General features: G+C 62.8%; 24 protein-coding genes, 5 tRNA genes and 1 pseudogene. 16 read left to right on the top strand and 14 right to left on the bottom strand.

Annotation, left to right across the window (positions count from 1 at the left end):
- Nucleotides 1-46: 46 nt before the first annotated feature.
- Both NGJ21_RS05395 and NGJ21_RS05390 read right to left on the bottom strand, forming a co-directional pair.
- Nucleotides 47-517: a GreA/GreB family elongation factor gene (locus NGJ21_RS05395; protein WP_115275583.1), complete on the bottom strand. Its 471-nt coding sequence runs from the start codon at nucleotides 515-517 to the stop codon at nucleotides 47-49.
- A 2-nt stretch (nucleotides 518-519) separates the two neighbouring features.
- Entirely contained in the window at nucleotides 520-912 is a 393-nt protein-coding gene (locus NGJ21_RS05390; RefSeq protein ID WP_251961916.1) for a hypothetical protein, read from the bottom strand.
- A gap of 130 nt (nucleotides 913-1,042) precedes the next feature.
- On the opposite strand from NGJ21_RS05390, the gene earP reads away from it, so the two are divergent.
- A complete protein-coding gene (gene earP / locus NGJ21_RS05385; protein ID WP_251961915.1) occupies nucleotides 1,043-2,176 on the top strand; it encodes an elongation factor P maturation arginine rhamnosyltransferase EarP in 1,134 nt (377 codons plus the stop codon).
- Nucleotides 2,177-2,224: 48 nt separating this feature from the next.
- Nucleotides 2,225-2,794, top strand: a complete 570-nt coding sequence (gene efp, locus NGJ21_RS05380; RefSeq protein ID WP_012271109.1) for an elongation factor P — start codon at nucleotides 2,225-2,227, stop codon at nucleotides 2,792-2,794.
- Nucleotides 2,795-2,852: 58 nt separating this feature from the next.
- On the opposite strand, the gene NGJ21_RS05375 is transcribed toward efp, so the two are convergent.
- The 3 genes from NGJ21_RS05375 to NGJ21_RS05365 form a co-directional block, all read right to left on the bottom strand.
- Nucleotides 2,853-3,281, bottom strand: a complete 429-nt coding sequence (locus NGJ21_RS05375; RefSeq protein WP_039605055.1) for an organic hydroperoxide resistance protein — start codon at nucleotides 3,279-3,281, stop codon at nucleotides 2,853-2,855.
- A gap of 141 nt (nucleotides 3,282-3,422) precedes the next feature.
- Entirely contained in the window at nucleotides 3,423-3,878 is a 456-nt protein-coding gene (locus NGJ21_RS05370) for a MarR family winged helix-turn-helix transcriptional regulator (protein WP_012313381.1), read from the bottom strand.
- A 55-nt stretch (nucleotides 3,879-3,933) separates the two neighbouring features.
- Nucleotides 3,934-4,890 carry a LysR family transcriptional regulator gene (locus NGJ21_RS05365; protein ID WP_251961914.1) on the bottom strand — a complete coding sequence of 319 codons (957 nt, stop codon included), beginning with the start codon at nucleotides 4,888-4,890 and terminating at the stop codon, nucleotides 3,934-3,936.
- A 113-nt stretch (nucleotides 4,891-5,003) separates the two neighbouring features.
- Between NGJ21_RS05365 and NGJ21_RS05360 the strand changes: the two genes are divergently transcribed.
- Nucleotides 5,004-5,753 (top strand): sulfite exporter TauE/SafE family protein, encoded by a 750-nt coding sequence (locus NGJ21_RS05360; protein ID WP_115275587.1) that lies wholly within the window; start codon nucleotides 5,004-5,006, stop codon nucleotides 5,751-5,753.
- A gap of 22 nt (nucleotides 5,754-5,775) precedes the next feature.
- Here the strand turns inward: NGJ21_RS05360 and NGJ21_RS05355 are convergent, their stop codons facing one another.
- Nucleotides 5,776-6,627 carry a LysR substrate-binding domain-containing protein gene (locus NGJ21_RS05355; protein WP_012313384.1) on the bottom strand — a complete coding sequence of 284 codons (852 nt, stop codon included), beginning with the start codon at nucleotides 6,625-6,627 and terminating at the stop codon, nucleotides 5,776-5,778.
- Nucleotides 6,628-6,723: 96 nt separating this feature from the next.
- Between NGJ21_RS05355 and NGJ21_RS05350 the strand changes: the two genes are divergently transcribed.
- Nucleotides 6,724-6,942, top strand: a complete 219-nt coding sequence (locus NGJ21_RS05350; protein WP_251961913.1) for a DUF1127 domain-containing protein — start codon at nucleotides 6,724-6,726, stop codon at nucleotides 6,940-6,942.
- A gap of 72 nt (nucleotides 6,943-7,014) precedes the next feature.
- Here NGJ21_RS05350 and NGJ21_RS05345 read toward each other — a convergent pair whose 3' ends face one another.
- Complete coding sequence (locus NGJ21_RS05345; protein WP_039603334.1) at nucleotides 7,015-8,361, bottom strand: class II 3-deoxy-7-phosphoheptulonate synthase; 1,347 nt, start codon at nucleotides 8,359-8,361, stop codon at nucleotides 7,015-7,017.
- A gap of 118 nt (nucleotides 8,362-8,479) precedes the next feature.
- Between NGJ21_RS05345 and NGJ21_RS05340 the strand changes: the two genes are divergently transcribed.
- Nucleotides 8,480-9,235 carry a spermidine synthase gene (locus tag NGJ21_RS05340; protein ID WP_251961912.1) on the top strand — a complete coding sequence of 252 codons (756 nt, stop codon included), beginning with the start codon at nucleotides 8,480-8,482 and terminating at the stop codon, nucleotides 9,233-9,235.
- Nucleotides 9,236-9,704: 469 nt separating this feature from the next.
- Nucleotides 9,705-11,384 (top strand): DEAD/DEAH box helicase, encoded by a 1,680-nt coding sequence (locus NGJ21_RS05335; RefSeq protein ID WP_039603543.1) that lies wholly within the window; start codon nucleotides 9,705-9,707, stop codon nucleotides 11,382-11,384.
- A gap of 112 nt (nucleotides 11,385-11,496) precedes the next feature.
- On the opposite strand, the gene NGJ21_RS05330 is transcribed toward NGJ21_RS05335, so the two are convergent.
- A complete protein-coding gene (locus NGJ21_RS05330) occupies nucleotides 11,497-12,264 on the bottom strand; it encodes a DODA-type extradiol aromatic ring-opening family dioxygenase (protein ID WP_119688501.1) in 768 nt (255 codons plus the stop codon).
- Nucleotides 12,265-12,365: 101 nt separating this feature from the next.
- Here NGJ21_RS05330 and NGJ21_RS05325 point away from each other — a divergent pair, with 101 nt between their 5' ends.
- A complete protein-coding gene (locus NGJ21_RS05325) occupies nucleotides 12,366-13,013 on the top strand; it encodes a thiopurine S-methyltransferase (RefSeq protein ID WP_174141837.1) in 648 nt (215 codons plus the stop codon).
- Between the two features lie 140 nt (nucleotides 13,014-13,153).
- On the opposite strand, the gene htpX is transcribed toward NGJ21_RS05325, so the two are convergent.
- Together htpX and NGJ21_RS05315 are read right to left on the bottom strand one after the other, a co-directional pair.
- Nucleotides 13,154-14,041 (bottom strand): protease HtpX, encoded by an 888-nt coding sequence (htpX, locus tag NGJ21_RS05320; RefSeq protein ID WP_115275592.1) that lies wholly within the window; start codon nucleotides 14,039-14,041, stop codon nucleotides 13,154-13,156.
- A gap of 289 nt (nucleotides 14,042-14,330) precedes the next feature.
- Entirely contained in the window at nucleotides 14,331-15,542 is a 1,212-nt protein-coding gene (locus NGJ21_RS05315; RefSeq protein ID WP_060508805.1) for a pyridoxal phosphate-dependent aminotransferase, read from the bottom strand.
- A gap of 168 nt (nucleotides 15,543-15,710) precedes the next feature.
- Between NGJ21_RS05315 and msrB the strand changes: the two genes are divergently transcribed.
- Both msrB and NGJ21_RS05305 read left to right on the top strand, forming a co-directional pair.
- Nucleotides 15,711-16,112: a peptide-methionine (R)-S-oxide reductase MsrB gene (msrB, locus tag NGJ21_RS05310; RefSeq protein ID WP_046786590.1), complete on the top strand. Its 402-nt coding sequence runs from the start codon at nucleotides 15,711-15,713 to the stop codon at nucleotides 16,110-16,112.
- A 2-nt stretch (nucleotides 16,113-16,114) separates the two neighbouring features.
- Entirely contained in the window at nucleotides 16,115-16,603 is a 489-nt protein-coding gene (locus NGJ21_RS05305) for a glutathione peroxidase (protein WP_115275593.1), read from the top strand.
- Here the strand turns inward: NGJ21_RS05305 and NGJ21_RS05300 are convergent.
- A complete protein-coding gene (locus NGJ21_RS05300; RefSeq protein WP_204920380.1) occupies nucleotides 16,593-18,950 on the bottom strand; it encodes a hybrid sensor histidine kinase/response regulator in 2,358 nt (785 codons plus the stop codon). The two genes, NGJ21_RS05305 and NGJ21_RS05300, sit on opposite strands and share 11 nt — an antisense overlap.
- 76 nt (nucleotides 18,951-19,026) lie before the next feature.
- On the opposite strand from NGJ21_RS05300, the gene NGJ21_RS05295 reads away from it, so the two are divergent.
- Both NGJ21_RS05295 and msrC read left to right on the top strand, forming a co-directional pair.
- Complete coding sequence (locus tag NGJ21_RS05295; protein WP_046786587.1) at nucleotides 19,027-19,914, top strand: ATP-binding protein; 888 nt, start codon at nucleotides 19,027-19,029, stop codon at nucleotides 19,912-19,914.
- Complete coding sequence (msrC, locus tag NGJ21_RS05290; protein WP_046786586.1) at nucleotides 19,915-20,397, top strand: free L-methionine (R)-S-oxide reductase MsrC; 483 nt, start codon at nucleotides 19,915-19,917, stop codon at nucleotides 20,395-20,397. It begins immediately after the preceding gene.
- A 93-nt stretch (nucleotides 20,398-20,490) separates the two neighbouring features.
- On the opposite strand, the pseudogene NGJ21_RS05285 reads toward msrC, so the two are convergent.
- A pseudogene (locus NGJ21_RS05285) lies at nucleotides 20,491-21,257 on the bottom strand (hypothetical protein).
- 318 nt (nucleotides 21,258-21,575) lie between these two features.
- Between NGJ21_RS05285 and NGJ21_RS05280 the strand changes: the two are divergent.
- From NGJ21_RS05280 to NGJ21_RS05260, 5 genes are all read left to right on the top strand, one after another.
- Nucleotides 21,576-21,651, top strand: a tRNA-Glu gene (locus tag NGJ21_RS05280).
- A gap of 2 nt (nucleotides 21,652-21,653) precedes the next feature.
- A tRNA-Gly gene (locus tag NGJ21_RS05275) sits at nucleotides 21,654-21,729 on the top strand.
- A gap of 91 nt (nucleotides 21,730-21,820) precedes the next feature.
- Nucleotides 21,821-21,896 (top strand) — tRNA-Glu (locus NGJ21_RS05270).
- 3 nt (nucleotides 21,897-21,899) lie between these two features.
- Nucleotides 21,900-21,975: transfer RNA gene (locus NGJ21_RS05265), tRNA-Gly, on the top strand.
- Between the two features lie 85 nt (nucleotides 21,976-22,060).
- Nucleotides 22,061-22,136: transfer RNA gene (locus tag NGJ21_RS05260), tRNA-Gly, on the top strand.
- Nucleotides 22,137-22,243: 107 nt separating this feature from the next.
- Here the strand turns inward: NGJ21_RS05260 and NGJ21_RS05255 are convergent.
- Together NGJ21_RS05255 and NGJ21_RS05250 are read right to left on the bottom strand one after the other, a co-directional pair.
- Entirely contained in the window at nucleotides 22,244-23,326 is a 1,083-nt protein-coding gene (locus tag NGJ21_RS05255) for a fimbrial protein (RefSeq protein WP_119688505.1), read from the bottom strand.
- Nucleotides 23,323-25,902, bottom strand: a complete 2,580-nt coding sequence (locus NGJ21_RS05250; protein ID WP_251961911.1) for a fimbria/pilus outer membrane usher protein — start codon at nucleotides 25,900-25,902, stop codon at nucleotides 23,323-23,325. The genes NGJ21_RS05255 and NGJ21_RS05250 overlap by 4 nt, the downstream gene beginning before the upstream one ends.
- Between the last annotated feature and the right edge of the window lie 187 nt (nucleotides 25,903-26,089).

Here is a 26,089-nt window from a genome sequence, read left to right as displayed (position 1 = left end):
GGCCTGCACTGTACTTGGGAGCCGGCTTGCCGGCGATGGGGCCGGTTCAGGCAACCTCGATAATGAAGAACAGCTGGGCCCCAAGGCTAACCTCGTCATCGACTTTTTTACCGATCAGTTGCTGGCCTAGCGGTGAGCGCGGGGTAATGACCGTCACCAGTGCGTCTGCCTCGCCAATCTTCAGCCCGGCCGCTTCCGGCCCCAGGAACACCTGCCGCTGAGCCCCCGCTTCATCTTCCAGAATCACCAGGCTGCCGATCTGTATCCCCCGCGCCGGGTCGTAGTCGCGCAGCACCAGTTGCTGGTAGATCAGCAGTGCCTGGCGAATCTCGGCCGTGCGCCGCGCCTGGCCGGTGGCCAGGTACGAGGCCTCCAGGCCAAGGGTGTCGTACTTGTTTTCGGCGATGTTTTCTTCGGCGGTGGCGGTTTCGTAGGCGGTTTGCGCGGCGCGGCGCAATACTTCCATGTCGGTTTCCAGGGCTTCAACGATACGCGTGAGCAGGGCGGCCTTGTTCATGATCAGTAACAGAACTCCAGCACGTTGGCCTGGCTCTTTTCGGTCGGCGCAGTGCGGTTCTGCGACAGCCAGAACTGGCACTTGGGGCTGTTGAGGTTGCGTGGGTTGCCTTGCGCGGCCTCGGCCGCCTGCTGCAGCTCCTGCTTGTGCAGGATGGCCTTGTAGCGCTCGAACATCTCGTTTTGCGCATCCGCCGGTTGCGCCGGCGGGGCCGCGGGCCGGGCAAGGGTGGGGGCGACGGCCTGGGCCACCGGCTGTACCTGCTCGGGCCACAGGTGTACGGCCAGCCACAGGCTCAGCGCAATGGCCACGGCACCGAGCCACAGGCCCAATGCCACGCACAGGGTCAGTTGCACAGGCTTGAGGGTTATTTGCAGTTCACGGTGGCGGGGCATGGTGGCCTCCTGGCAGGCGTTATGTCGGCCATTGTCGCATGGCATCGGGCGGTTTTTCAGCGTTGGTGCTTTTGTCGGCGACAATTTAACCGCAGAATTCGTGATTTTGCGCAGGGCGAGGGCAGGGCACATGAACGTCACCTGGGACATTTTCTGCAGTGTCGTGGACAACTACGGTGATATCGGCGTGACCTGGCGCCTGGCCCGGCAGCTGGTGGCCGAGCACGGGCTGGCGGTGCGGCTGTGGGTGGACGACCTGGAGGCTTTCGTGCCCCTGTGCCCAGGCGCCGACGCCGGCGCCTCGCGGCAATGGCAGCAGGGCGTCGAAGTGCGCGCCTGGCCTGGCCAGTGGCAGCCGGTCGAGCCCGCCGATGTGGTGATTGGTGCCTTTGCCTGCCAGTTGCCCGCACAGTACGTCGAAGCGATGCGTGCCCGTTCCACGCCGATCCTTTGGCTCAACCTCGACTACCTCAGTGCCGAAGACTGGGTGGAGGGCTGCCACGGCTTGCCGTCGCCGCAGCCCAATGGCCTGCGCAAGGTGTTTTTCTTCCCGGGCTTTACCGAGAAGACTGGCGGGTTGCTGCGCGAGGCTTCGTTGCTGGCGCAGCGGCAGGCTTTCGAGCAATCTGCACAGGCGCGAGCCGCCTTCCTGCAAGGGCTGGGTGTAGACGTGCAGGCCGAGGCGCAACTGGTCTCGCTGTTCGCCTATGAAAACCCGCAACTGGGCAGCTGGCTCGATGCATTGGCCACCGACACCTGCGCCACCCATCTGCTGGTGCCGCAAGGCCGTATTCTCCCGGACCTGGCCAATTGGCTGGGCGAGCCGGGGCTCAAGGTCGGCGACGTGTTCCAGCGGGGGGCGCTGAGGGTGCAGATCTTGCCGTTCGTCAGCCAGGACGACTATGACCGCCTGCTGTGGAGCTGCGATTTCAATGCCGTGCGCGGCGAAGACTCGTTCGTGCGTGCGCAGTGGGCCGGCCGGCCGATGCTCTGGCACATCTACGTGCAAGAGGAAAACGCCCACTGGGAAAAGCTCGACGCGTTCCTGCACCTTTATCGACAGGGCCTGTCGGACGCTGCCGGCGAGGCAATGGTGGCATTGTGGCGCGCCTGGAACATGAACCACGATATGCACCAGGCATGGCGAGGGGCCCGTAAACACTGGCCGGAACTGCAGCAGCATGCCCGTGAGTGGGCGGCGCGCCAAGCCGCTCGGCCGGACCTCGCCAAGGCGCTGGTACAGTTTTACCGAAATTGGCTATGATATGCGGCCTCGATTTTTATAAATCCATCCAGATTCGGATACTTCGTAATGAAAACTGGTAAAGAACTGAAACCCGGTACCGTACTGCGGATCGACAACGACCCGTGGCTGGTTCAGAAAGCCGAGTTCACCAAATCGGGTCGCAACAGCGCGATCATGAAGACCAAGCTGAAAAACCTGCTGACCGGCTACAAGACCGAAACCGTTTACGGTGCGGACGACAAGCTGGACGACGTGATCCTGGATCGCAAAGAAGCGACCCTGTCGTTCATCAGCGGTGACTCGTACACCTTCATGGACACCACCGACTACACCATGTATGAACTGAACGCCGAAGACATCGACGCCGTTCTGCCGTACATCGAAGAAGGCATGGAAGACATCTGCGAAGCCGTCTTCTTCGAAGGCCGTCTGGTATCGGTCGAGCTGCCGACCACCATCAGCCGTCAGGTTGTCTACACCGAGAACGCTGCGCGTGGCGACACCTCGGGCAAGGTCATGAAGCCTGCCAAGCTGAAGAACGGTACCGAGATCCAGGTTGCCGACTTCATCCAGATCGACGAGTGGATCGACATCGACACTCGCGACAACAGCTTCAAGGGCCGTTCCAAGAAGTAATTCTTCTTGTGATGTGCACAAAAAACCCGGCCTCGGCCGGGTTTTTTTGTGCCTGTGTTCAGACCGTTACATGCAGCCTTACATCCACATTGCCGCGGGTAGCGTTGGAATAAGGGCACACCTGGTGCGCCTTCTCCACCAGCCCTTCGGCTTCGGCCTGGGCAAGGCCCGGCAGGTTGATGTGCAGGTCGATATCCAGGCCGAAGCCACCGGGGATCTGGCCAATGCCCACCTTGGCGGTGATCGAAGCGTCGCCAGGCAGTTGCTTTTTCTCCTGGCCGGCGACGAATTTCAGTGCGCCGATGAAGCAGGCCGAATAGCCAGCCGCGAACATCTGCTCAGGGTTGGTGCCGTCACCGCCCGCGCCGCCCAGCTCCTTGGGGGTGCTCAGCTTGACTTCCAGCTTGCCGTCGCTGGAGCGGGATTTACCGTCGCGACCGCCAGTGGAGGTGGCTTCTGCGATGTACAGCGGAGTGACCTTGTGCATATTGAGCCTCGCTAGTGTGCTGTGCGCCCCGTGTGTGCCGGGTGCATCGGGTGGGTACGGGGTTTAAATTAGCGCGCAATTAGTTAGTGCGCAAGATAAATCTTCACCGCTCGTCCGAACGGGCATTGCACAGCATAGCCGTCAGAGGTTCTTTTGCAGGCTGTCGCGCAACTCCAGCAGGTCTGCCTGTAGTTGTTGCAGGCGCTCCAGGCTGCGGCCGCTGGCCTTGAGAATGCACTGTGGCACCTCTTTGGCCTGCTGCTGAAGGGCGCGCCCCTTGTCGGTCAGTTGCACCAGCACCACCCGTTCATCCTCACGGCTACGGGTTCGCTTGAGCAGGCCTTCGCTTTCCAGCCGCTTGAGCAAGGGAGTGAGGGAGCCTGGGTCGGTGAGCAGGTGCTGGCTGATCTCGCCCACGGTCAGGCCGTCCTGTTCCCACAGTACGAGCATGGCCAGGTACTGCGGGTAGGTAAGGCCCAATGCCTGAAGCAGGGGCTTGTAGACCTTGGTCATCAGCAACGAGGTGGAGTGCAGGGCAAAGCAGACCTGGTTGTCCAGCAGCAGCTCGTCGCAAGAAGCTTGGGTGTCGGCGTTCATGCAGGTCCTTGAATGTGATCAATGGAGAAATCTAGCACGCTGAAGGTTTGCGCGCTCATTGCCATCGCAGCTCACTTCGCAGTGCCATGTCCCAAGGAGGGATCGGGCTGAAGCGGCTCTTGAGGAATTCGAGCAGCAAGCGGCTGCGAGAGTTCGTTTCATGTGCCAGGCGTAGCGCATAAATACCGCTGGTCTCTGCAGCGGGCAGGCCGTTGTCGCAAAAAAGTGGTACCAGTTCGCCACGCAGCAGGTAGTCGCTGATCAGCCAGGTAGGCAGGTGCGCAACGCCCAGGCCGGCAAGCGCGCCGAACAGCAGGGTTTCAGCATTGTTGGCGGCCATGCGCATCCGCGAGGGCCGGTACAGCCGTGATTGCCCATCGACGTTGAAGCGCCAGGCGAACGGCGGTGCCAGGCCGTCCCAGTCCAGCCCGTCGTGATCGGGCAGTTCGCTGGGGCAGGCGGGTATGCCGCGGCTGGCCAGGTAGGCGGGGCTGGCGCAAGCGACGCGGACCATGTAGGCCAGCGGTGTGGCGACCAGGCGGGTATCGGCCAGAGGGCCCGCACGCAGCACCAGGTCGACCTCGCCCAGGTGGCTGCCGTGCAGGTCGACGAAGCTGTCGATCAGCCGCAGGTGCACATCAAGGCCTGGGTAGGCCACCAGGAAGTCGGCAATGGCCGGGGCCAGGTGGCGGCGGCCGAAGGCGGCAGGGGCGTCGATACGGATCAAGCCCTCCGGAGCACTGCTCAGTGATACGGCCTCGGCGCGGGCCAGGCGCAGTTCCTCGATGATGCGCCGGGCGCGCTCGGCGAAGGCGTTGCCTGCAGGCGTGGCACGCACCGCATGGGTGCTGCGGGTGAACAGGCGGCTGCCCACGGCGCTCTCGAGGCTGTCGATGCGCCGGGCGACGGCGGAGGGGGTGAGTGGATGGCGCCGGGCGGCAGCGGAAAAACTGCCAGTCTCCAGCACATCGAGGAACAGGCTCAGTTGGTCGGTCAGGGTGTCAGGGCTCATGGCTGCCTTGCTTTTGCATTAAACGCACAGCCATTGTGCGTTGCTGTGCGTTTCCCCGCCAGAGGGTAATCGTTAGCATGCTCGCATTGTTAACGCAGGCGGATGAGGCCCTGATGATCGAGTGGTTGTTGTATATCGTGCTGGGCGCAGCCTTGGGCACCATGGGTGGGTTGTTCGGCATTGGCGGCGGGTTGATCGCCATCCCGGCGCTGGGTGTGCTGTTCGGGCTCGATCAGCAATTGGCCCAAGGCACGGCCTTGGTGATGGTGGTGCCGAACGTGCTGCTGGCGCTGTGGCGTTATCACCAGCGCAACCGCATCGAGTTGCGCCATGCCTTGCCGTTGTCGGTGTGCAGCTTGGTGTTCGCCTGGTTGGGCTCGATCTGGGCAGTGGGTGTCGATGCGCAGGCCATGCGCCTGGGCTTCGTCGGCTTTCTGGTGGCGCTGGCCCTGTGGAACGTGGCGCGTCTGTTTATCAAGGCAGCTCCGGCAAGCCCGGAGCTGCGCCATCCCTGGCCCTGGCTGGGAGTGTTGGGCTGCTTCAGTGGAACCATGGGCGGTTTGTTCGGGGTGGGCGGCGCGGTGGTGGCCACGCCGATCCTGACCAGCGTGTTCGGCGCCACGCAGGTGGTGGCGCAAGGGCTGTCGCTGGCGCTGGCGGCGCCGAGCACCATGGTGACCTTGCTGACCTATGGCGTGCACCACAGTGTCGACTGGGGTGTGGGGATACCGTTGGCGGTAGGCGGCCTGCTGAGTATCAGCTGGGGAGTGCGGCTGGCCCATGCGCTGCCGGAAAAGGTGCTGCGCGGCATGTTTTGTGTGTTTTTGGTGGTGTGCGCGGTGATGCTGGGCTTTGAGCTTTAGGGTGTGGCGTATGGCACAGCCATTACTGGAAGCCTTCGATGATGTAGTCAGCCATGCAATCGGTGATCGGTGACTGGCTTTGTGCATTGCGCAGCAGCATCACATTGGCCACCGGCAGCTCTGGCAAGCCGTCCTGCTCGCCCAGGATGCGGATATTGCCGCCAATCAGGCTCTGCAACTGCGCCGTCACTGCCAGCCCCGCCGTGACGATGGCGAAGATCGCCGCCAGGCTCGGGCTGGTGTAGGCGATGCGGTAGTCGATGCCTTGGGCCTCCAGGGCATTGCAGGTCCAGGCGCGGCAGAAGCAGTCGGTGTTGAACAGTGCGAGCGGCATGGGCCGTTGCTCCTGTGGGCAAAAGCTTTCGGCGGCGGCCCACACCAGGCGTTCCTGGCGCAGCAACTGGCCAACCTCGTTGCCGGGCTCGCGGGTGACGATGGTCAGGTCCAGGTCCTGGCGCAGCATCAGGTGTTTCGACGAATCACAGTGCACCTCCACCTGCACCAGCGGGTAGGCCTGGGCGAAACTCGACAGGATGGTCGGCAAGAACCGCATGGCGTAGTCGTCCGGTGTGCCGATGCGCACCAGGCCGACCATGTGCGGCATGCGCAAGGTGTTGAACACTTCGCCATGCAGCTTGAGGATGCGCCGTGCGTAGCCCAGCAGTACCTGGCCCTCGGCGGTCAGGCGCACCTGGCGGCCGTCGCGCTCGAACAGTTGGCGCTGCAGGACGTCTTCCTCCAGGCGTTTCATCTGCATGCTGACGGCCGACTGGGTGCGGTTGACCACTTCGCCGGCGCGGGTGAAGCCACCTTGCTCGGCAATGGCGACAAAGGTGCGCAGCACGTCGGCATCGAGGCTTTGGTAGTGGGACATTGCATCAATCTCCTAGATGCATGGCATAAGAAACATTCGTTGGATTGATCTTAAGGCCGGCGCGAGACTGAAGCCATCAACACGGAGGGCTTCACGATGAAAGGTCATGTCAGCAGCATTCAGCACCCAGCCTTTTCCCTTAGCCACCTGTGGCATGCGGCCTTGCAGCGCCCGGCTCGCTGGTTGGAGCTGTACCGCCAGCGTCGGGACCTGGCCAGTCTCAGCGATGCGACGTTGCAGGATCTGGGGTTGAGCCGGGCAGATATCCAGCAGGAGGCAGAGCGGCCATTCTGGGATGATCCGCTGCGTAAATGAGGGGGGCCGTGATGCGCCGCGGGGGCGGCGCTCGGTCTTGAGAACGCTGAAGGGCTGCGACAGGCAGTTACCTCAACGCCGCACCTGCTTGAGCGTTTCGGCAATCAAAAACGCCAGCTCCAGCGACTGGTCGGCGTTCATGCGGGGGTCGCAGTGAGTATGGTAGCGATCCGACAGCCCATCTTCGGTGATCGGCCGTGCGCCACCGATGCACTCGGTAACGTTCTGCCCGGTCATCTCGATGTGAATGCCGCCCGCATGGCTGCCTTCGGCCTGGTGCACCTGGAAGAACTGCTTCACCTCATCGAGAATCTGCGCGAAGTCACGGGTCTTGTAGCCGCTGCTGGCCTTGATGGTATTGCCGTGCATCGGGTCCGAGCTCCACAGCACCTTGCGCCCCTCGCGCTCGACGGTGCGGATCAGCCCTGGCAGGTGCTCACCGACCTTGCCGGCGCCCATGCGCACGATGAGGTTGAGGCGCCCGGGGTCGTTGGCCGGGTTGAGCGTATCGATCAGGCGGATCAGCTCTTCAGGGTTCATGCTCGGGCCGACCTTGACCCCGATCGGGTTGTGCACCCCGCGCAGGAACTCCACATGTGCGCCATCGAGCTGGCGGGTGCGGTCGCCGATCCACAGCATGTGTGCCGAGCAGTCGTAGTAGTCGCCGGTCAGGCTGTCCTGGCGCACGAAGGCTTCTTCGTAGTTCAGCAGCAGTGCCTCGTGGGCGGTGAAAAAGCTGGTTTCGCGCAATTGCGGGGCGCTGTCCAGGCCGCAGGCGCGCATGAAGGCCAGGGTCTCGTCGATGCGGTTGGCCAACTGGTGGTATTTGTCGGCCAGCGCCGAATTGGCGATGAAGTCCAGGTTCCACTTGTGCACCTGGTGCAGGTCGGCGAAACCGCCCTGGGCGAAGGCGCGCAGCAGGTTGAGGCTGGCGGTGGCCTGGTGGTAGGCCTGCAGCAGGCGGTCCGGGTCCGGTACGCGGCTTTTTTCGTCGAAGCCGATCCCGTTGACGATGTCGCCGCGGTAGGCCGGCAACGTGACGTTGCCGATGGTTTCGTCACCCGATGAGCGTGGCTTGGCGAACTGGCCGGCCATGCGCCCGACCTTGACTACCGGGCAGCCGGCGGCGAAGGTCATGACGATGGCCATCTGCAGCAACACCTTGAAGGTGTCGCGGATCTTCGCCGCCGAGAACTCGGCGAAGCTTTCGGCGCAGTCGCCGCCCTGCAGCAGGAAGGCGCGGCCTTCGGTGACCTCGGCGAACTGCCGGCGCAGCTCGCGCGCTTCCCCGGCGAACACCAGCGGCGGGTAGCTGGCCAAGGTCTGCTCGACCTTGAGCAGATGCGCGGCATCGGGGTAGGTCGGTTGCTGCTGGATCGGCAGGGCACGCCAGCTGTCAGGGCTCCACGGTTGGTTCATCACAGGCTCGGTCTTGTCGGTTATAGGCTGTCTGCCATGGTAACAGTTGGCGCTGAGCTTGTTGCATCGGGGACGTTGGCGGACAATGCGCGTTTTTGCGCGGGCGGGTGGCAGGTTCATGGCGACGGAGCGGGAAGAACGGCTGTTGGCTCGGGTCGAGGATGCCTTTGGGGTCATCAGCGTGTATGAAGTGGATGATTACCGCTTCCTCGAATTTGGCGATGCCATCGAGCAGAGCTGCGTGTTCACGGCCGACCCCAGCTGGCTGGAGTACGACTATACCCGCGCCATGCTGGTCGGTGCGCTGTGCCACGAACAGCCTGAAAGCGCACTGTTTCTTGGCTTGGGCGCCGGCACCCTGACCCAGGCCTGCATGAAGTTCCTGGCGCTGGAAGACATCGAGGCTATCGAGCTGCGCCCGGATGTACCGCGCCTGGCCATGGAGTACCTGGGCCTGGACGACGACCCGCGCCTGTATGTGCGGGTTGGCGATGCCCTTGAGCTGCTGCCCACGGCGGAGAAAACCGACCTGTTGTTCGTCGACCTGTATACCGACCACGGCCCGGGTGTCGGGCATCTGGCCTGGACCTTTCTGGAAAATTGCCAGAAGCAGCTCAACCCCGGTGGCTGGCTGGTGATCAACCAGTGGGCCGGTGATGACGGCAGGCCGCTGGGCGCGGCGCTGTTGCGCGGGTTGTACCACCGGCATTACTGGGAGCTGCCGGTGAAGGAGGGCAATGTGATCCTGCTGGTGCCGGCGGACCTGGAGCAAACGCTGGACCTGGGTGGGCTCAAGTGCAGGGCTGAAGCCTTGGCGCCACAGCTGGGGTACAGCCTGGAGGGGTTGATCAAGGAAATCCGCCCCGCAACGTGAAGGCCTGGCGCGGTCCCCCCCGTAGGAGCGGCCTTGTGTCGCGAAAGGGTGCGAAGCGCCCTCGGGATTTTAGCGTCGCCGCATACATTGCCGGGGCCGCTTTGCGGCCCTTTCGCGACGCAAGGCCGCTCCTACCGGGGCCGTGCCAGGCTTTGAGAGATAATCGTTTCAGCTATCGGCCATTGATGGCCTGCTACTGGCCCCAGGCCCGTGAAAATTTTCCACACTTCCCGCTATTAATTCGGGTATAGTACGCGCCGGTCTTTTAGCGGACCTCAAAATCAGGTGGTGCAAATCCTCCGAGTCCAGCTTCGGCTGCACGTCCGCTAGGCGGACCTTCCCAAGTTTTTCTTTTTCAATCGTTTTCGCAAATCCCCGCCGCCAGAGCTGCCTGGGTGACCATTTGGTCTTTCAAGGCATGTGCAGCTTTGGAGCATGGGTCTTTGCGGATGCACATAGAGGCAGACCCATGACCCAGGAAACCGGCGGATTCGCCGCTCTCGATCTCAATCCGAATATCGTTGCTGCTGTTCTGGCCACCGGCTACGAAGAGCCTTCGGCTATTCAGCATCAATCGATCCCGATCATCCTCGCCGGTCACGACATGATCGGCCAGGCGCAGACTGGCACCGGCAAGACCGCTGCCTTCGCCCTGCCGATCCTCAACAAGATCGACGTGAGCAAGCGCGAACCGCAAGCCCTGATCCTGGCGCCAACCCGTGAGTTGGCGCTGCAAGTAGCCACCGCTTTCGAAACCTACGCCAAGCAGATGCCGGGCGTTAACGTGGTGGCTGTATACGGTGGTGCCCCGATGGGCCCACAGCTGCGTGCCATTCGCAACGGCGCGCAAATCGTCGTGGCCACCCCGGGCCGTCTGTGCGACCACCTGCGTCGCGACGAGAAAGTCCTGTCCACCGTGCAGTACCTGGTGCTGGACGAAGCCGACGAAATGCTGAAGCTGGGCTTCATGGATGACCTCGAAGTGATCTTCGATGCCATCCCGGCCAGCCGTCAGACCGTACTGTTCTCCGCTACCCTGCCGTCGTCGATCCGCTCGATCGCCGAACGTCACCTGCGTGAACCCAAGCACGTCAAGATCCAGAGCAAGACCCAGACCGTCACCGCGATCGACCAGGCTCACCTGATGGTGCACGCCGACCAGAAGATCCCGGCTGTTCTGCGTTTGCTGGAAGTGGAAGAGTTCGACGCGCTGATCGCCTTCGTGCGTACCAAGCAAGCCACCCTGGACCTGGCCGCCGCCCTGGAAGCCAAAGGCTACAAGGCTGCTGCGCTGAACGGCGACATCGCCCAGAACCAGCGTGAGCGCGTCATCGACTCGCTCAAGGATGGCCGCCTGGACATCGTCGTCGCCACTGACGTCGCTGCCCGTGGTCTGGACGTACCGCGCATCACCCACGTGTTCAACGTGGACATGCCGTACGACCCGGAGTCCTACGTGCACCGTATCGGCCGTACCGGCCGTGCCGGTCGCGAAGGCCGTGCACTGCTGCTGGTCACCCCGCGTGAGCGCCGCATGCTGCAGGTCATCGAGCGCGTTACCGGGCAGAAGGTTGCCGAAGCGCGCCTGCCGAACGCTCAGGCCGTGCTGGATGCGCGCATCAAGAAGCTGACCTCGAGCCTGGCGCCGCTGGTGGCCGAAGCAGAAGCCACCCACGGTGAACTGTTCGACCGCCTGACCGACGCCCTGGGTTGCAGCCCGCGTGCCCTGTCTGCAGCACTGCTGCGCAAGGCCACCAATGGCCAGGCGCTGGACCTGGCAGCGGTAGAGCGCGAGCAGCCGCTGGTACCAAGCTTCGCACCGCGCGGTGAGCGCCCGGAGCGTGGTGACCGTGCCGAGCGTAGCGACCGTGGTGAGCGCGAGCGTCGTGCGCCACTGCCGCTGGCCGAAGGCCGCGTGCGTTGCCGTACCGCGCTGGGTGCCCGTGATGGTATCGCCGCCAAGAACCTGCTGGGTGCGATCCTCAACGAAGGTGGCCTGGCCCGTGATGCGATCGGTCGCATCCAGGTGCGTGACAGCTTCAGCCTGGTCGAGCTGCCGGAAGACGGCCTCGAGCGCCTGCTGACCAAGCTCAAGGACACCCGCGTGGCTGGCAAGCAGCTGAAGCTGCGTCGCTACCGCGAAGATTGATCCTGGTGTAATGAAAAAATCCCCGGCTTAGGTCGGGGATTTTTTTTGCCTGCAGTTTTTGGGGCTGCCATGCAGCCCTTCGCGACGCAAGGCCGCTCCTACGGGCGATTCTTCAGTCGAAGCGATAGATGTCCATACCCAGCGCCCCCAGGGTAAACCCTTGGTGCACGATGCCAAATCTGCCCCCGGCCCCAAGGGCAAAGAACAACGGCAAGAAATGCTCATCACTGGGATGGTTACGCAGCGCAAACGGCGCTTGTTGCTTGAAGTCCAGCAGCGCGGCCTGGTCGTCCTCGCTCAGCTTCTCCACCACCCAGTCACGAAACGCCAGTGCCCAGGGCTCGATCACGTCCGGCCCGGCATGCCAGTCCAGCTCGCCCAGGTTATGGGTGATGCTCCCGGACCCTACCAGCAGCACACCCTCGCTGCGCAGCCCGGCCAATGCCTGGCCGACCTTGATTTGCAGCGCCGGCCCCATGTGGCTCGGTAGCGACACCTGAATCAGCGCAATGTTTGCGTCGGGATACATCAACGACATCGGCACCCAGGCCCCATGGTCGAATGGCCGCTGGGCATCCAGGCGAGCCGGCAGGCCGGCGGCGTTCAGCCGCTCGCTGACGTTCGCGGCCAGTTGCGCATGGCCAGGCGCAGGGTATTGGACGGCATACAGCGCTGCAGGAAAGCCGTAGAAGTCATGCCAGGTTTCTGGGTGCGGGTTGCCGGTAACCAGCAGCTCTTGGCTTTCCCAGTGCGCCGAAACCACCACGACCGCCTTCGGGCGTGGCAGGGCATTGGCCAGCCGGGCCAGCGCCGGCCCGCTGGCGCCGGGCTGCAGGGCGAGCATGGGGGAGCCGTGGGAAATGAACAGGCTGGGCAGCATGGTAGGGTCCTGAGGGGTAAGATGCAGTCATCTTCGATCAGTCACCGATCGATATCCAATATAAGATTTTTGCGCAACCGATCTAAAAACCAGGAGGAACTATGGAGCCGGCGTTCTGGCACCGAAAGTGGGCCGATAACCAGATCGGTTTTCACCAGGCTCAAGCCAACCCCTATCTGCAACGCTATTGGCCGGGGCTCGGCCTGGCTGCCGGTAGCCGGGTGCTGGTGCCGCTGTGTGGCAAGAGCCTGGACCTGGCCTGGCTGGCGGGGCAGGGCTATCGCGTGCGGGGTATCGAACTGTCGCGCCGGGCGGTGGAGGACTTTTTCCAGGAGCAGGGGCTGCAGGCGCAGGTCCGGCAACAGGGGGCGTTCGAGGTCTGGTGCAGTGGTGAGGTGGAGCTGTGGTGTGGCGATTTCTTCGCCTTGCGCGCCGAGGATGTGGCCGATTGCGTGGGGCTGTATGACCGGGCTGCCTTGATTGCCCTGCCACCGCAAATGCGTGAGCGTTACATGGGCTTGCTTTCGCGAATGCTGCCTGGGGGTAGTGGGCTTCTGGTGACACTGGACTACGAGCAGAAACTGTTGGAGGGGCCGCCGTTTTCGGTCGCCGACGAGGAAGTGCGGCGTGGGTTTGCCGGGTGGCAGGTGGAGGAGGTGGAGGCGCGAGACGTGATAGGGGAAAGCCCTAAGTTCTTGCAGGCGGGGGTCAAGCGCCTGGTGGAGCGGGTGTATCGCATACGGTTCTGATTTGGGTTTGCCTGTGCCGGCCCTATCGCCGGCAAGCCGGCCACAGATACCCCCGCAGTTCTGAGGATTTGTGGCTTACATGTGCGGGCCGGCTGCATGAGAAAGGGCGACCGAAGTCGCCCTTGCTTGTTGGCAGTGAATCAGCCGCGGCGGCGCAATGCCTCGATGCGCTCTTCCAGCGGCGGGTGGCTCATCAGCAGGCCGGCCAGGCCGTGCTTGAGGCCGCCATTGATGCCGAAGGCCTTCATGGTGTCGGGCATGTGCACCGGCAGGCCCTGCTCGACGCGCAGGCGCTGCAGGGCGCCGATCATCGCGGCGGTGCCGGCCAGTTGCGCACCGGCTTCGTCGGCGCGGTATTCGCGGCGGCGCGAGAACCACATGACGATCATGCTGGCGAGGATGCCCAGGACCAGCTCGGCGACGATGGTCGCCACGTAGTAGGCAATACCCTGGCCTTCTTCGTTCTTGAAGATCACCTTGTCGACGAAGTTGCCGATGATGCGGGCGAAGAACATCACGAAGGTGTTCACCACGCCCTGCACCAGCGCCAGGGTGACCATGTCACCGTTGGCCACGTGGCCGATCTCGTGGGCCAGCACGGCGCGCACTTCATCAGGCGAGAAGCGCTCCAGCAGGCCCTGGGACACGGCTACCAATGCGTCGTTGCGGTTCCAGCCGGTGGCGAAGGCGTTGGCCTCGTAGGCCGGGAAGATACCCACTTCGGGCATCTTGATGCCGGCTTCGCGGGACAGCTCTTCGACCGTCTGCAGCAGCCACTGCTCGTGGCGGGTACGCGGCTGGGAGATGATCTGGGTGCCGGTGCTCATCTTCGCCATCCACTTGGAGATGAACAGCGAAACGAGGGAGCCGGCGAAGCCGAACACGGCGCAGAAGACCAGCAGGCTGCTGAGGTTGAGGTCAACCCCGTTGGCGGCCATGAACCCGTCGAAGCCGAACAGGCTCAGGGTAATGCTTGCAACCAGCACCACCGCAAGGTTGGTGGCTACAAACAACAGAATGCGCATCATGGTTGTTACGTTCTCCTGACGGATGAGTGTGTTGCGTATGCGGGGTATATAAGGGGCCGGACGCGCTGATTCAATCGGGGGACTATTTCAAACTGTGTACGGCGGAGTATGGCAGAGGATCTGGCGGGGGCTGTGAGCTAGAGCGTTGCAGGATGTAAGAAAGGTTATGTGGGGTTGTAGGGGGCTGCTTTGCAGCCCAATCGCCGGCAAGCCCCCCACAGGTACACCACAGTTCTGAGGACCTGTGCTGTTTTTGTGGGAGCCGGCTTGCCGGCGATGAGGCCGGTACTTACTGCGAATACGTGCGCAGGAAGTTGCCAATCCGGCCAATCGCCGCTTCCAGGTCATCCACCCGCGGCAAGGTCACCACGCGGAAGTGGTCCGGCCACGGCCAGTTGAACGCCGTGCCCTGGACGATCAGCAGTTTTTCCGACAGCAGCAGGTCCAGCGCGAACTTCTCGTCGTTGAGGATCGGGCAGACTTTAGGGTCGATCCGCGGGAAGGCATACAGCGCACCCATCGGCTTGACGCAGCTCACCCCTGGGATGTCATTGAGCAGCTCATAGGTGCGGTTGCGCTGCTCCAGCAGCCGGCCCGGCGGCAGCACCAGGTCATTGATGCTCTGATAGCCGCCCAGCGCAGTCTGGATGGCGTGCTGGGCCGGCACGTTGGCGCACAGGCGCATGTTGGCCAGCATGTCGATGCCTTCGATGTAGCTCTGGGCGTGGTGCTTGGGCCCGGAGATGATCAGCCAGCCGGAGCGGAAGCCCGCCACCCGGTACGACTTGGACAGGCCGTTGAAGGTCAGGCACAGCAAGTCCGGGGCCAGCGACGCGGTGCTGATGTGCACGGCCTCGTCATAGAGGATCTTGTCGTAGATCTCGTCGGAGAACACCACCAGGTTGTGCTGGCGTGCCAGCTCCAGCATGCCCAGCAGCAACGCTTTGGAGTAGACGGCGCCGGTCGGGTTGTTCGGGTTGATGATGACCAGGGCCTTGGTGTTCGGGGTGATCTTGGCCTTGATGTCTTCAAGGTCAGGGAACCAGTCGGCCTGTTCGTCGCACAGGTAATGCACCGGCTTGCCGCCTGCCAGGCTCACCGCAGCAGTCCATAGCGGGTAGTCGGGGGCCGGGATCAGCACTTCGTCGCCGTTGTTGAGCAGTGCCTGCATCGACATGACGATCAGCTCGGACACACCATTGCCCAGGTAGATGTCCTCGATGGTGACGCCTTCGATTTCTTTCTGCTGGCAGTACTGCATCACCGCCTTGCGCGCGCTGAACAGGCCTTTGGAGTCGCTGTAGCCTTGGGCGGTGGGCAGGTTGCGGATCACATCCTGGAGGATTTCGTCCGGCGCTTCGAAGCCAAACGGCGCCGGGTTGCCGATGTTCAGCTTGAGGATGCGGTGGCCTTCCTCTTCCAGGCGTTTGGCGTGCTTGAGCACCGGGCCGCGAATGTCGTAGCAGACATTGGCGAGCTTGTTCGATTTGCTGAACTGCATGATGTGATCCCGATTGAGAATACGCGGTGCGCCGCCGTCGAAAGGTTTGAAAGGGCGGGGCGCGGGTGCCAGACTTGAGGCCTTGCACACGAAGCCAACTAATATACGTGCCACCCGCGCTACGGAAAAGACGGCGCGAGGTGAAATTCAGCCTGCCGAGGTCCCTACATGCAAAAGATCGACAAAACCCTTGAACAATGGCGTGCGATGCTCGACCCGGAGCAGTACCAGGTGTGCCGCCTCAAAGGTACCGAGCGGCCGTTTACCGGCAAGTACAACAGCGAAAAACGTGCGGGTACCTACCATTGCATCTGCTGCGACCTGCCGCTGTTCGATTCGAACACGAAATTCGACTCTGGCTGTGGCTGGCCGAGTTTTTACGCGCCGATCGAAGACAGCGCGATGATCGAGACGCGCGACACCTCCCACGGCATGATCCGCACCGAGGTGACCTGCGCGCAATGTGACGCCCACCTGGGCCATGTGTTCCCCGACGGCCCGCCACCGACCGGCCTGCGTTACTGCATCAACTCGGTGTGCCTGGACTTCAAACCGCGTGACGGAGCCTGACCATGGCTGAATCGATGCTGGACATCCCCTGCGTGACCTTGGCCGGTGAACGCAAGGTGCTGGGCGACTTTGCGGGCAAGGCGTTGCTGGTGGTCAATACCGCCAGCCAGTGCGGCTTCACCCCGCAGTACAAGGGGCTGGAGCACCTGTGGCAGCTTTACCGCGAGCGTGGCCTGGTGGTGCTGGGTTTCCCGTGCAACCAGTTCGGCAAGCAGGAGCCGGGGGAGGCGCGGGAGATCGCGCAGTTCTGCGAGCGCAATTTCGGCGTCAGTTTCCCGCTGTTTCGCAAGGTGGAGGTCAACGGCCCGGGGGCCCACCCGCTGTTCGTCGAGCTCAAGCAGCGTGCGCCAGGCCTGCTCGGGTCGCAGAAGATCAAGTGGAATTTCACCAAGTTTTTGTTCGAACCGGCCAGCGGCAAGGTCACGCGCTATGCGCCAACCACCAAGCCGCAGGCACTCGAGGCCGATATCGAGCGTATGCTCAGCCGCTGAGCGGCACCCAGTGGTCGATCAGCGCCAGTAGTTCTTCACGCCGGAACGGCTTGGCCAGGTAGTCGTTCATGCCCGCCGCCCGGCAGCGCTCGCGCTCTTCGGGCATGGCGTTGGCGGTCAGGGCAACGATCGGCAGTGCTGGCCAGCGGCCGCTCTGGCGGATGCGTCGGCTGGCCTCGTAGCCGTCCATCACCGGCATGTTGCAGTCCATCAACACCAGGTCGAAGTCTTCCTGCTCGAGCCATTCCAGCGCCTCGACGCCCTGGGTGGCCACTTGCACCAGGCAGCCGAGCTTGGCCAGCATGCCCTTGGCCACCAGTTGGTTCACCGGGTTGTCCTCCACCAGCAGAATGCGCGCCCGGCCGTCGGTGGCGGTGAGTGCGGGGATGGCCAGCGGGTGTTCGGGTGCATGGCCCTGCAGGGTGCGGCGCAGTGTCTGATACAAGGCATTGCGTGCCAGGGGGCGGGCCAGCTGATGCAACGGGGCCAGTTGCGCTGCCTGTTCTGGCGACAGGAAATTGCCGTAGGCCGTCACCAGCAGGATCGGTGCTGTCAGCGCAGGGCGCAGCTGGAACAAGTGGTCCAGGTCGTCGGTGATCAACAGGTCGATGGTACCGCCCGCCAGTGCCTGGGCACTGTCATGCCTTGAGTAGCTCAGGCCCCAGCGCGGCAGCACGTCCTGCAGCAGTTCGCCAAGGCCGCTGGCGGCGTTGCTCAGCGCCACCACGCGGCCCTCCAGGGGCGCAGGTGCAATGGCCTCGGTGTGGGTGGTCAGCGGTAATTCGGCGCTGAAGCAGCTGCCCAAACCTGGTTCGGAGCGGATGTGCAGGTGGCCCTGCATGGCTTTGCACAGGTTGCGGGTCAGTGCCAGGCCCAGGCCCGTGCCGCCGTATTGGCGGGTAATGCCGGCGCCGGCCTGTGTGAACGGCTGGAAGATGCGTGCCTGTGCATCTTCGGCAATGCCGATGCCGGTGTCGCGCACTGCCAGGCGCACGCCGCCGACGATGGTGGTCAGGCACACGTCGACGCGGCCGAACCGGGTGAACTTGAGGGCATTGGACAGCAAATTGCTCACTACCTGGCGTACCCGGGTCGGGTCGCCCAGTACCGAACTTGGAAAGTCACTGGCGATCAGGCAAGTCAGCTCGACGCTTTGCGCGGCGTTCTGCGATAACAGGTTGGCGGTGTCCTCCACCATCGCGCCCAGGTCGAAGGGGATGCGTTCGAGTTCAAGCTGCCCGGCATCGAACTTGGACAGGTCGAGAATATCGTTGAGCAGTTCCACCAGCACCTTGCCCGAGTCGTGGGCAATCGACAGCTGCTGGCGCTGCTCACTCTCCAGCGGGCTGTCCAGGGCCAGGGCGATCATGCCGAGCATGCCGTTGAGCGGGGTGCGAATTTCATGGCTCATGTTGGCCAGGAACGCCGCTCGGGCCTGGGCCATGTCCAGGGCGCGCTGACGGGCTTGCTCCAGCTCCTGGTTGGACTGGCTGAGGCGGCTGTTGCTGGCCTTGAGCTCTTCGGTGCGGGCCGAAACGATGTCTTCCAGCTCGTTGAGGTACTGCGTCAGGCGGTTTTCGGCGGTGCGCCGTTGCTGGATTTCTGTAGCCATGCTGACCAGTTGCTGGTTGGCGACCTTTACCAGCACGCCGATTTCATCGAGTTCGTGGCCGGGAGGGCAATCAAGGCGGGTTTGCCCGGGGTGGCGGGGGTCGCGGCCGCTGAGTGCGCCGATCACTTTCACCAAGGGTTTGGTCAGCATCATGTAGAACAGTGCCAGGAGGATGCCGGTGAGCACCAGGCTGCGGGCAAAGCCGTTGAGCAGCGTGACCCCGGCGCGGTCCAGGAAGCGGCTGCCGAAGGCGAAGGTGTCGACGTCCAGGTACAGCGTGCCGAGGTACTCTTCGGGCATATGGGTAAGGAACAGGCGCTCCTGGAACTGGCGCTGTTCGCCGAACAGAAAATCGCTCAAGGGCCGGTAGCTGTCCTGCAGCCGGACGCGTTGTACATCGGCCAGTACGGTTTCGTTGTTGTCGATCAAGCGCGCGCGGAACACGGCCGGTGACTGCAGCAGGCCCCGGGTCAGCTCCAGGGCCAGTTCCGAGTCGATGTTATAGGCGATGCGCGAGGCCGGGTTGTGGCTGATTTGCAGCAATGCTTGCACTTCACGGTTGATGGATGCGTCTTCGCTGGCATAATCGATGCCGATCTGGATGAGACTGAGCAATGTTCCCAGGATGAAGCCGACCAGGACTGTCAACCGGGCTTGCTTGTATGACAGGCGATTGGTGAACTTGATATCCATGAGCCCCGAGCCGGTTTCACGTCCCTTGCGCTGCGCAAGCATAGCCGATCAGCCACGGCTGCTGGTGGGCCTGTCGCACATTCAGCTTCAAATCTCACCTGTCTTGCTAGGAGTCGTCATGGACGCCCGCTTGAATGCTTTTCTGGAACGCGCAGAGTCCGTGCTGGCGCGCCTTGAGCCGCTGTTGCCGGCACCGCGTGCGGACATCGACTGGAACACTACGCTGGCCGCCCGCTGGCAGCGCGATGGCCGTACCGGCTATTTGATGCCGCTGCAAGTGAGCCTGGACATCCGCCTGACCGACCTGATCGGCGTCGACAAGCAACGTGACCAGCTGGGCCGCAATACCCATCAGTTCATCAATGGCCTGCCGGCCAACCATGCGCTGCTGTGGGGCTCGCGTGGTACGGGCAAATCGTCGCTGGTGCGCGCGCTGCTGGCCGAGCACGCCGCAGCCGGCCTGCGCCTGATCGAGATCGAGCGTGACCATCTGGCTGATTTGCCGCGTGTGGTCGAGCAACTGCAGAAGCTGCCGCAACGTTTTGTCCTGTTCTGCGACGACCTGTCGTTCGAAGCCGGGGAGGGCGACTACCGGGTGCTCAAGAGCGTGCTCGACGGCTCGCTGGAGCAGGCGCCGGACAACGTGTTGTTGTACGCCACCTCCAACCGCCGCCACCTGGTGCCGGAAAAAGAGAGTGACAACGAAAACTGGAAGCGCGTCGACGGCGAACTGCACCCCAGCGAGGCGGTGGAAGACAAGATCGCCTTGTCCGACCGTTTTGGCCTGTGGCTGTCGTTTTACCCCTTCACCCAGGAGCATTTCCTCGATGTGGTCGAGCACTGGATAGGCCAGCTGGCGCGCTCTGCCGGCCTGGCCTGGCAGCGTGACGAAGCACTCGACATCCTCGCCGTGCGCTGGGCCACCGGCCGCGGCAACCGTAATGGCCGTTGTGCCTACCAGTTCGCCCGTTATTGGGTGGGGCTGCAATTGTTGGAGCAGAAATAAATGATCGACCTCAATGCCAGTGGCGCCGGCCTCGACGGCTATGACCTGCTGGCTGCGCAAGTGCAGGCGCTGTTCGCCGACGAGCGTGACTTCATCGCCAATGCCGCGCAGTTTTCGGCGTTTTTGTACAACCAGGTGGACGACCTGAACTGGGCCGGGTTCTACCTCAACCGTAATGAAGAGCTGGTGCTGGGCCCGTTCCAGGGCCAGGTGGCTTGTGTGCGCATTCCGTTCAGCCGCGGCGTGTGCGGTGCGGCGGCGGCCACTCGGCAGACCCAGCGGGTGGAAGACGTGCACGCCTTCCCGGGGCATATTGCCTGTGACAGCGCATCCAATAGTGAATTGGTGATTCCGCTGGTGAAGGAGGGCAGGCTGATTGGTGTGCTCGATTTGGACAGCCCGAAGCTGGCGCGCTTCAGTGAGGCGGACCAGCGGGGGCTGGAGCGGTTGGCGGCGGTCTTCCTGGAGCTGACCGACTGCTAGCCTGCGTTATCAGGGCTGCTGCGCAGCCCCTCGCCGGCAAGCCGGCTCCTACAGGGGCTGCGCTGTATCTGTGGCTTGCCGGCGTTGTTCACATCAATCGTAGATGACCCGCTTTTTCCAGGTTTCTTCCTGGTCTGTCTTGAGCCCTTGGGTCAGTGCGTTTTCGTCATTCTCGGCCGGCTCCATCTGGTCCAGCACCTGGGCATTGGCCCGGGCCAGCAGTTTCTCCAGGTAGGTCAGCTGCTCTTCATACACCTTGGGTTCAGGCTGTTTGCGCAAATACTGCACACCGCGCTCGAACGCCAGGCGCGCCTGGCCTGGCTGCTCTTGCTGCAATGCCTGCTGGCCCAGGTTGTTGAAGAACTCGATGTGCAGCAGCACCAGCAGGTGGCGAATCTCCTTTACCCAATGCTTGCCCTCGGTCGTTTGCAGGACGTTCTCCTGGGTGGCCTTGACGATCTGCGTGTGCAAAGCCTCCAGCAAGAAGCGCACATCCTTGGCTTTGGCCTCGGTCAGGATCGGGGTGGGCGGGTTGTTCACCGGGATTCGTCGCCTTGGGCAACCAGGCCTTCCAGTTCGGCGATGCGTGCTTTGAGTTCGGCATTGTTCTTGTCCAGCGCCAGTTGCCGCTGATCGAGGTTGAGCTCCAGGCGCGTGAGCAACAGCTTGAGCGCCGGGGTCATGAACTGGCCGGGGAAGGTCTCGGTGATTTCGCCACAGCGGCGTACGCGGTCGGCGAGTTCGATCTTCAGCCGCGCGCGCTCCAGTTTGCTGTTCTCGACCACGTTGTTGAGGTAGCCGATCACGATCAGCAACGCGATACCCGCAACGATGAGCAGTGTGATCAGAAGTGGTGTCACCGTTAACGCCTCATCAGGAAGTTTTACATTGAGAGTGTAGCGAACAGGCCAGCCAGGGCGCCACGTGACTCTGTGTCGGCTCGTCGCCGGATTTCTCCAGTGATGGCACTTTGCGTTCAGCCCGCCAGAAAATCAACGCCAATCCTTGGACGCACCTTTCGAGCAGCCTATATAGAGAGCGAAGTCATTGATTTAAATAAATTTCTAGAAAAGGGTTGACGACCTTTCAAGGCATCCATAGAATGCGCGCCACTTGCAGCGTAAAGCACACAGCGGAACGCGGCAGGGAGTGAAAGCAGGCAGTAATGCTTGTAGCGTGTCCCCTTCGTCTAGTGGCCTAGGACACCGCCCTTTCACGGCGGTAACAGGGGTTCGAGTCCCCTAGGGGACGCCATTGCGGGAATAGCTCAGTTGGTAGAGCACGACCTTGCCAAGGTCGGGGTCGCGAGTTCGAGTCTCGTTTCCCGCTCCAGTTTCTCCTGCAGCGCCTCACGGCGGGGCAGGAAAAGAAAACCCAGGGTGAATCGTGAGGTTCAAATCTGGTGCACTGAAAAGTGTTGTGTGTCCCCTTCGTCTAGTGGCCTAGGACACCGCCCTTTCACGGCGGTAACAGGGGTTCGAGTCCCCTAGGGGACGCCATTTGCGGGAATAGCTCAGTTGGTAGAGCACGACCTTGCCAAGGTCGGGGTCGCGAGTTCGAGTCTCGTTTCCCGCTCCAGTTTAAATACTGTGGCGTCTATGCGGTGCAGTGGTGGTGAAGGTCGTCAAGACGCTTCGCGCCGACAGCGGTAAAGCTTCACAATGCGGGAATAGCTCAGTTGGTAGAGCACGACCTTGCCAAGGTCGGGGTCGCGAGTTCGAGTCTCGTTTCCCGCTCCAAATGTAAGACGAAAAAAGGGACCTCTGGTCCCTTTTTTTGCGTCTGGATTTTTTGCCATGGACGGCGTGAATACGCCGATGCCCCTGGAGCAGGGGCGATGCCGTGCTCAGCGGTAAGTGATGGTGAAATTCAAGGCGCCTTCGGCCACACCAGGTTTAACCGTTGGGGCGGTCTGAACGTAGCGTGCCTGAAAGTCCAGGCGGGTCAGGCCGACGTCAAGCTCTTTGACCAATTGGTCGGCCTCCAAGGGCATCGGTGAGCCGTCGCCGCGTAGAATCTGGATACCGATGCCTGCAGCATCCGAGGTGGTGGTCAGGCTGAACAGACCTTGGTCGGGGTCAATGGCGCTGGATCCTCGGACACCGTCGAGTTGCAGGTAGATATCTGCGCGTTTGGCGCCCGGCGTACTGTTGTCCTGGCAATCGTTGAGGGTGATATGGAAGGGGGTGGCCGGCGTGTGCGTGCCGACGCCCTTGAAGTCATCTACCTTGTGATCGCCCAGCAGGACAGGGTCGGCACTGACCGCATCGGCTTTGAGGGTGCACTGTGCGCGATTGACCGTCGCTGTTAGCCGATAATCCAGCACCTTGCCCAGGTCGTGGACAAAGCCATGGAACATCTCTCCACTGACCCGCTGCGGGCCTGGGTCAATATCTCCGGTCTTGATGAACAGCGCTTGGCCGTTGATCGCGCTCAGTTGCGCGGCGAACACAGTATCTTGGGTCATGGCCCCGGAGTAGGGAATGGCAGTGCCGTCGTCCGGTGTGAAGCTGTTGCTACTAGCGCCATTGTACGGGATGCCCATATCGATGTAGACACCCACGCCCGGGATGTTGGTTTGCAGCACATGGCCATCGACGTTTTTGCCGTCGACCGGTGGCAGGCTGCCGCTGAACAACGGTGCAGTGTTGAGAAGCCTGGCGGTCACCGGGGTGACGGGATTATAGAAGCATTGCAGCGTAGTGCCCTGTTCATTGCGGGCGAACAGGTTGGCTTTGCCGATGAGTGCTCCGACCGGGGCGTCGCGCGGGACCCAGAACGTGCCCAGGTCTTTTTGAAAGGTCAGGTAGGTGGGGCCGCCAGCGGCAAATGCGCAGCTGCCGTGGGCGCTGGTGGACGCCAGGCCGAGCGCCAGGTTGCACAGGATCAAGGCGAGTGGGTGCAGGTGGCTGCGGCAAGATGAGGTCATGAGGTGTGTCCCTGTGGGGCGTTGGCGGAAGCCGGGTCGGTGTCGTCAGCTGAGTGCGGTAGGCAATCGATCGTTTGCATGCGATAGCCGTCGCTGACCGGCATCGCGCGTGCATCCAGCGTCACATGGCATTTCTGGATTTCGATGTCGCCCCAGTGCACCTGCAATTGCTGCTGGCCGGGTTCGGTGGTGGCCAGCAGTGTTTGTCCGGCTTGGCCGACCACACCCAGTGCCTGGCCCTGGGTATCGCTGACCTGAGCGCCGAACGGCAGCGGCCGGCCGTCGGGCTGCTGCAGGGTAAGGACCATGCGCACCACTTTGCGTGCATCGAAACGGGCTTTGATCACTGCGCCCCGGCGAGGCACCACTTGTTGGCTGGCATTGTCGATGACCACTTCGGGTGATAGCTGGTCGGTGTCCAGCACCAGTGTATTGATCCGGTAGGGGTTCAGGTGTGAGACCAGCAGATAGCCCTGCTCATCGGTGCGTGCCGAGGACGCATTCTGCACACCGACGTTGGCGACGTTGGGAACATGGACCAGGGCAGGGTTCTCGCCCAGGTAGCTGCCCAAGGCGATGCCGTCGGCATGTACCAGCAGCGCACCGCTGGCGTTCAGCGACAGGCTGCGTTGGTCGTTTGCTTCGCTGTAACCCACGCCAAAGCTGCCTTGGCTGCCTTGATACGCGAGCGCCACAGCGCCGCTCTGGCGGTTGTTCTGGTCGCTGGCGAGCGAAGCATGGTAGCTGAGACGATCATCCAGCAGGCCGCCCTGCAGGCTCGCCCGCTCGCTGTGCTTGCCGTCGGAATGTTGCAGGCTGAACGAGGCGGTGTGTGGGCGGCGGCCGAAATCAAGCGGCAGGCTCAGGCTTACCCCGAACAAGCGGCTGTTGGTATTGCGCGCGCTAAGCGATTGAGAGGCGAACAGGTTGATCGCCAGTTTGTCCACGCGTGTGTTGTACTGCAGCTGGTACTGGCGGCGCTGATAGTCGCTGCGCCAGTAGTCTTCCTGGGACAGCGTCAGGCTCAGTGAGCTGCTGCGCCCAAGGTTCTGGTACATCGAGGCTTCGACCCGGCTGCGCCGGCTGCCTGCAAACCGAGCATCGGCATAGCGCTGCTGAACGGACTCGTCAAAGTCGCGATAGCCCTCGGTGGAATAGCGGTAGCCTGCAAAGCGCAAGCTGGTGCGGGTCTGGAAGCTCTTGCCATAGCGCAGGCTATAACTTTGCCCCTGGACGCGGCCAAGCGTGCTTCCCAAGTCTGTATTGGCTTGGGTGGCATCCAGTGACAGCGCGCCCAGCTCGCCAAAGTCACGGGCCATGCCCAGTGCTGTGGCGCGGTAATGGTCGCTGGCGAGCACGCCGCCGTAGAGGGTGGTGTTCCAGGCGCCGCCGCGGGCCAGCGTGCCCTGCCAGAAGCGCGGGTTGTCGAGGTGCTTCGCGCCATTGTAGTTGCCGGCTGTGGCGGTGTAGTGCCAGACGCCTTCACGCAACAGGCTGCCCAGCGATGAATAGGGCTGGATGAAACGGCTGACCTGGCCATCGCTTTCCGTGACCACGACTTCCAGCTCACCGTTGCCGGAGCCGACACTCAGGTCATCGATTTCATAGGGCCCGGGCGCGACGTAGGTCGAGTAGATTGCAAACCCGCTGCGCAGCACTTCGACCTTGGCCCGGCTCTGTGCGACACCGCGGATTACCGGAGCGTATTGGCGCATGGTGTCGGACAGCATGCCCTGGTCCGAGGCCAGGCGTGCACCGGAGAAGGCAAAGGTGCGAAATACCTCGCCGCTGGTAAAAGTCTCACCCAGCGTGAGGTTGGCATACAGGCCGGGCAGGTCGCGCTGTGCGTAGGTGTCGGTGCGTGTCCAGCGGCGCAGGCCTTCTTCATTCTCGCGCAAGGCCTGCTGGCTGCGTAGGCGCCAGGGCCCCAGGTTGAGCCCGCTGCTCAGGTAAAGGTCCTGGCTGCTGGAGTTGCGCCCGTCGCGTCTGGTGCTGTGCTGGGCAGACGCCTGGTAGTTGACGAAGGCAGCATTGATCCCAGTATCCCAACGCTCCTGCGGCACGTTGCCCGAGCGGTCCTGGCGCAGGGCGATCTGTGGAATGGACAGCGACAAGCGCAGTTGCGACGGGTCGAAATCGACGCTCGCTTGCGGGATCAGCGCAGGCAGGTCGACACAGCGATCGTCGTCGGGCAGGGGCGTTTCCAGTGCCTGTTCACGCAGGTTCAGAGTGCGCAACAGTTCGCTGGTCAGGCAGGCTTGCAGGCCTGTACCTTGGGTGGCCTCATGGAATTCGATCTCGCATTCTTCGACGGGCGTGAGGTTGACCAGCAGTGCCACGCGATAGCGCCCTGCTGTCAGCGGCGTCTGGGCCGCCAGTGTCTGCAGCGCGAGCGCACCGGCTTCTGCCGCCTGGCCAGGGGGTTGGCGCATGAAGCCTGCCTGGAACTGTGCAGGAAGGTCGGCGGCAAGAGAGGGGGCGCTCAGCACCAGGGTCAGGCAACCGCCCATCAATGGCGGTTGCAGGGCGAAGCGCAGGCGCGACGGCAGAGGCCTGCGCCGGTCAAATTGGAGCATGGGAGGGTCCTGAACTGCGCTACCGATCAATGCCTGGGCGCGGTCGGTGAGCGATGTGTGGTGCGTGGGTTGAGCAGCGGCGTACCGGCCGCATCAGGGCCTGGGTACAGCGTGTTCGAGGGCGCTAGGTTAGGCTGGCGCGGGGAGGTGGGATGTAGGAAAGGTCTTTGCTTTGCGGTGGAGTCGT

It is taken from the genome of Pseudomonas sp. Marseille-Q5299, assembly GCF_943737035.1.
GTDB classification, from domain to species: Bacteria; Pseudomonadota; Gammaproteobacteria; order Pseudomonadales; family Pseudomonadaceae; genus Aquipseudomonas; species Aquipseudomonas putida_E.
Note: the sequence above shows the minus strand (reverse complement) of the source record. Positions and strands in the feature narration are given on the sequence as shown.

Excerpts from the sequence above, each read along its gene's own strand:
- NGJ21_RS05395 (WP_115275583.1), bottom strand. The coding sequence starts at position 517 with ATGAACAAGGCCGCCCTGCTCACGCGTATCGTTGAAGCCCTGGAAACC.
- NGJ21_RS05390 (WP_251961916.1), bottom strand. The coding sequence starts at position 912 with ATGCCCCGCCACCGTGAACTGCAAATAACCCTCAAGCCTGTGCAACTG.
- earP (WP_251961915.1), top strand. The coding sequence starts at position 1,043 with ATGAACGTCACCTGGGACATTTTCTGCAGTGTCGTGGACAACTACGGT.
- efp (WP_012271109.1), top strand. The coding sequence starts at position 2,225 with ATGAAAACTGGTAAAGAACTGAAACCCGGTACCGTACTGCGGATCGAC.
- NGJ21_RS05375 (WP_039605055.1), bottom strand. The coding sequence starts at position 3,281 with ATGCACAAGGTCACTCCGCTGTACATCGCAGAAGCCACCTCCACTGGC.
- NGJ21_RS05370 (WP_012313381.1), bottom strand. The coding sequence starts at position 3,878 with ATGAACGCCGACACCCAAGCTTCTTGCGACGAGCTGCTGCTGGACAAC.
- NGJ21_RS05365 (WP_251961914.1), bottom strand. The coding sequence starts at position 4,890 with ATGAGCCCTGACACCCTGACCGACCAACTGAGCCTGTTCCTCGATGTG.
- NGJ21_RS05360 (WP_115275587.1), top strand. The coding sequence starts at position 5,004 with ATGATCGAGTGGTTGTTGTATATCGTGCTGGGCGCAGCCTTGGGCACC.
- NGJ21_RS05355 (WP_012313384.1), bottom strand. The coding sequence starts at position 6,627 with ATGTCCCACTACCAAAGCCTCGATGCCGACGTGCTGCGCACCTTTGTC.
- NGJ21_RS05350 (WP_251961913.1), top strand. The coding sequence starts at position 6,724 with ATGAAAGGTCATGTCAGCAGCATTCAGCACCCAGCCTTTTCCCTTAGC.
- NGJ21_RS05345 (WP_039603334.1), bottom strand. The coding sequence starts at position 8,361 with ATGAACCAACCGTGGAGCCCTGACAGCTGGCGTGCCCTGCCGATCCAG.
- NGJ21_RS05340 (WP_251961912.1), top strand. The coding sequence starts at position 8,480 with ATGGCGACGGAGCGGGAAGAACGGCTGTTGGCTCGGGTCGAGGATGCC.
- NGJ21_RS05335 (WP_039603543.1), top strand. The coding sequence starts at position 9,705 with ATGACCCAGGAAACCGGCGGATTCGCCGCTCTCGATCTCAATCCGAAT.
- NGJ21_RS05330 (WP_119688501.1), bottom strand. The coding sequence starts at position 12,264 with ATGCTGCCCAGCCTGTTCATTTCCCACGGCTCCCCCATGCTCGCCCTG.
- NGJ21_RS05325 (WP_174141837.1), top strand. The coding sequence starts at position 12,366 with ATGGAGCCGGCGTTCTGGCACCGAAAGTGGGCCGATAACCAGATCGGT.
- htpX (WP_115275592.1), bottom strand. The coding sequence starts at position 14,041 with ATGATGCGCATTCTGTTGTTTGTAGCCACCAACCTTGCGGTGGTGCTG.
- NGJ21_RS05315 (WP_060508805.1), bottom strand. The coding sequence starts at position 15,542 with ATGCAGTTCAGCAAATCGAACAAGCTCGCCAATGTCTGCTACGACATT.
- msrB (WP_046786590.1), top strand. The coding sequence starts at position 15,711 with ATGCAAAAGATCGACAAAACCCTTGAACAATGGCGTGCGATGCTCGAC.
- NGJ21_RS05305 (WP_115275593.1), top strand. The coding sequence starts at position 16,115 with ATGGCTGAATCGATGCTGGACATCCCCTGCGTGACCTTGGCCGGTGAA.
- NGJ21_RS05300 (WP_204920380.1), bottom strand. The coding sequence starts at position 18,950 with ATGCTTGCGCAGCGCAAGGGACGTGAAACCGGCTCGGGGCTCATGGAT.
- NGJ21_RS05295 (WP_046786587.1), top strand. The coding sequence starts at position 19,027 with ATGGACGCCCGCTTGAATGCTTTTCTGGAACGCGCAGAGTCCGTGCTG.
- msrC (WP_046786586.1), top strand. The coding sequence starts at position 19,915 with ATGATCGACCTCAATGCCAGTGGCGCCGGCCTCGACGGCTATGACCTG.
- NGJ21_RS05255 (WP_119688505.1), bottom strand. The coding sequence starts at position 23,326 with ATGACCTCATCTTGCCGCAGCCACCTGCACCCACTCGCCTTGATCCTG.
- NGJ21_RS05250 (WP_251961911.1), bottom strand. The coding sequence starts at position 25,902 with ATGCTCCAATTTGACCGGCGCAGGCCTCTGCCGTCGCGCCTGCGCTTC.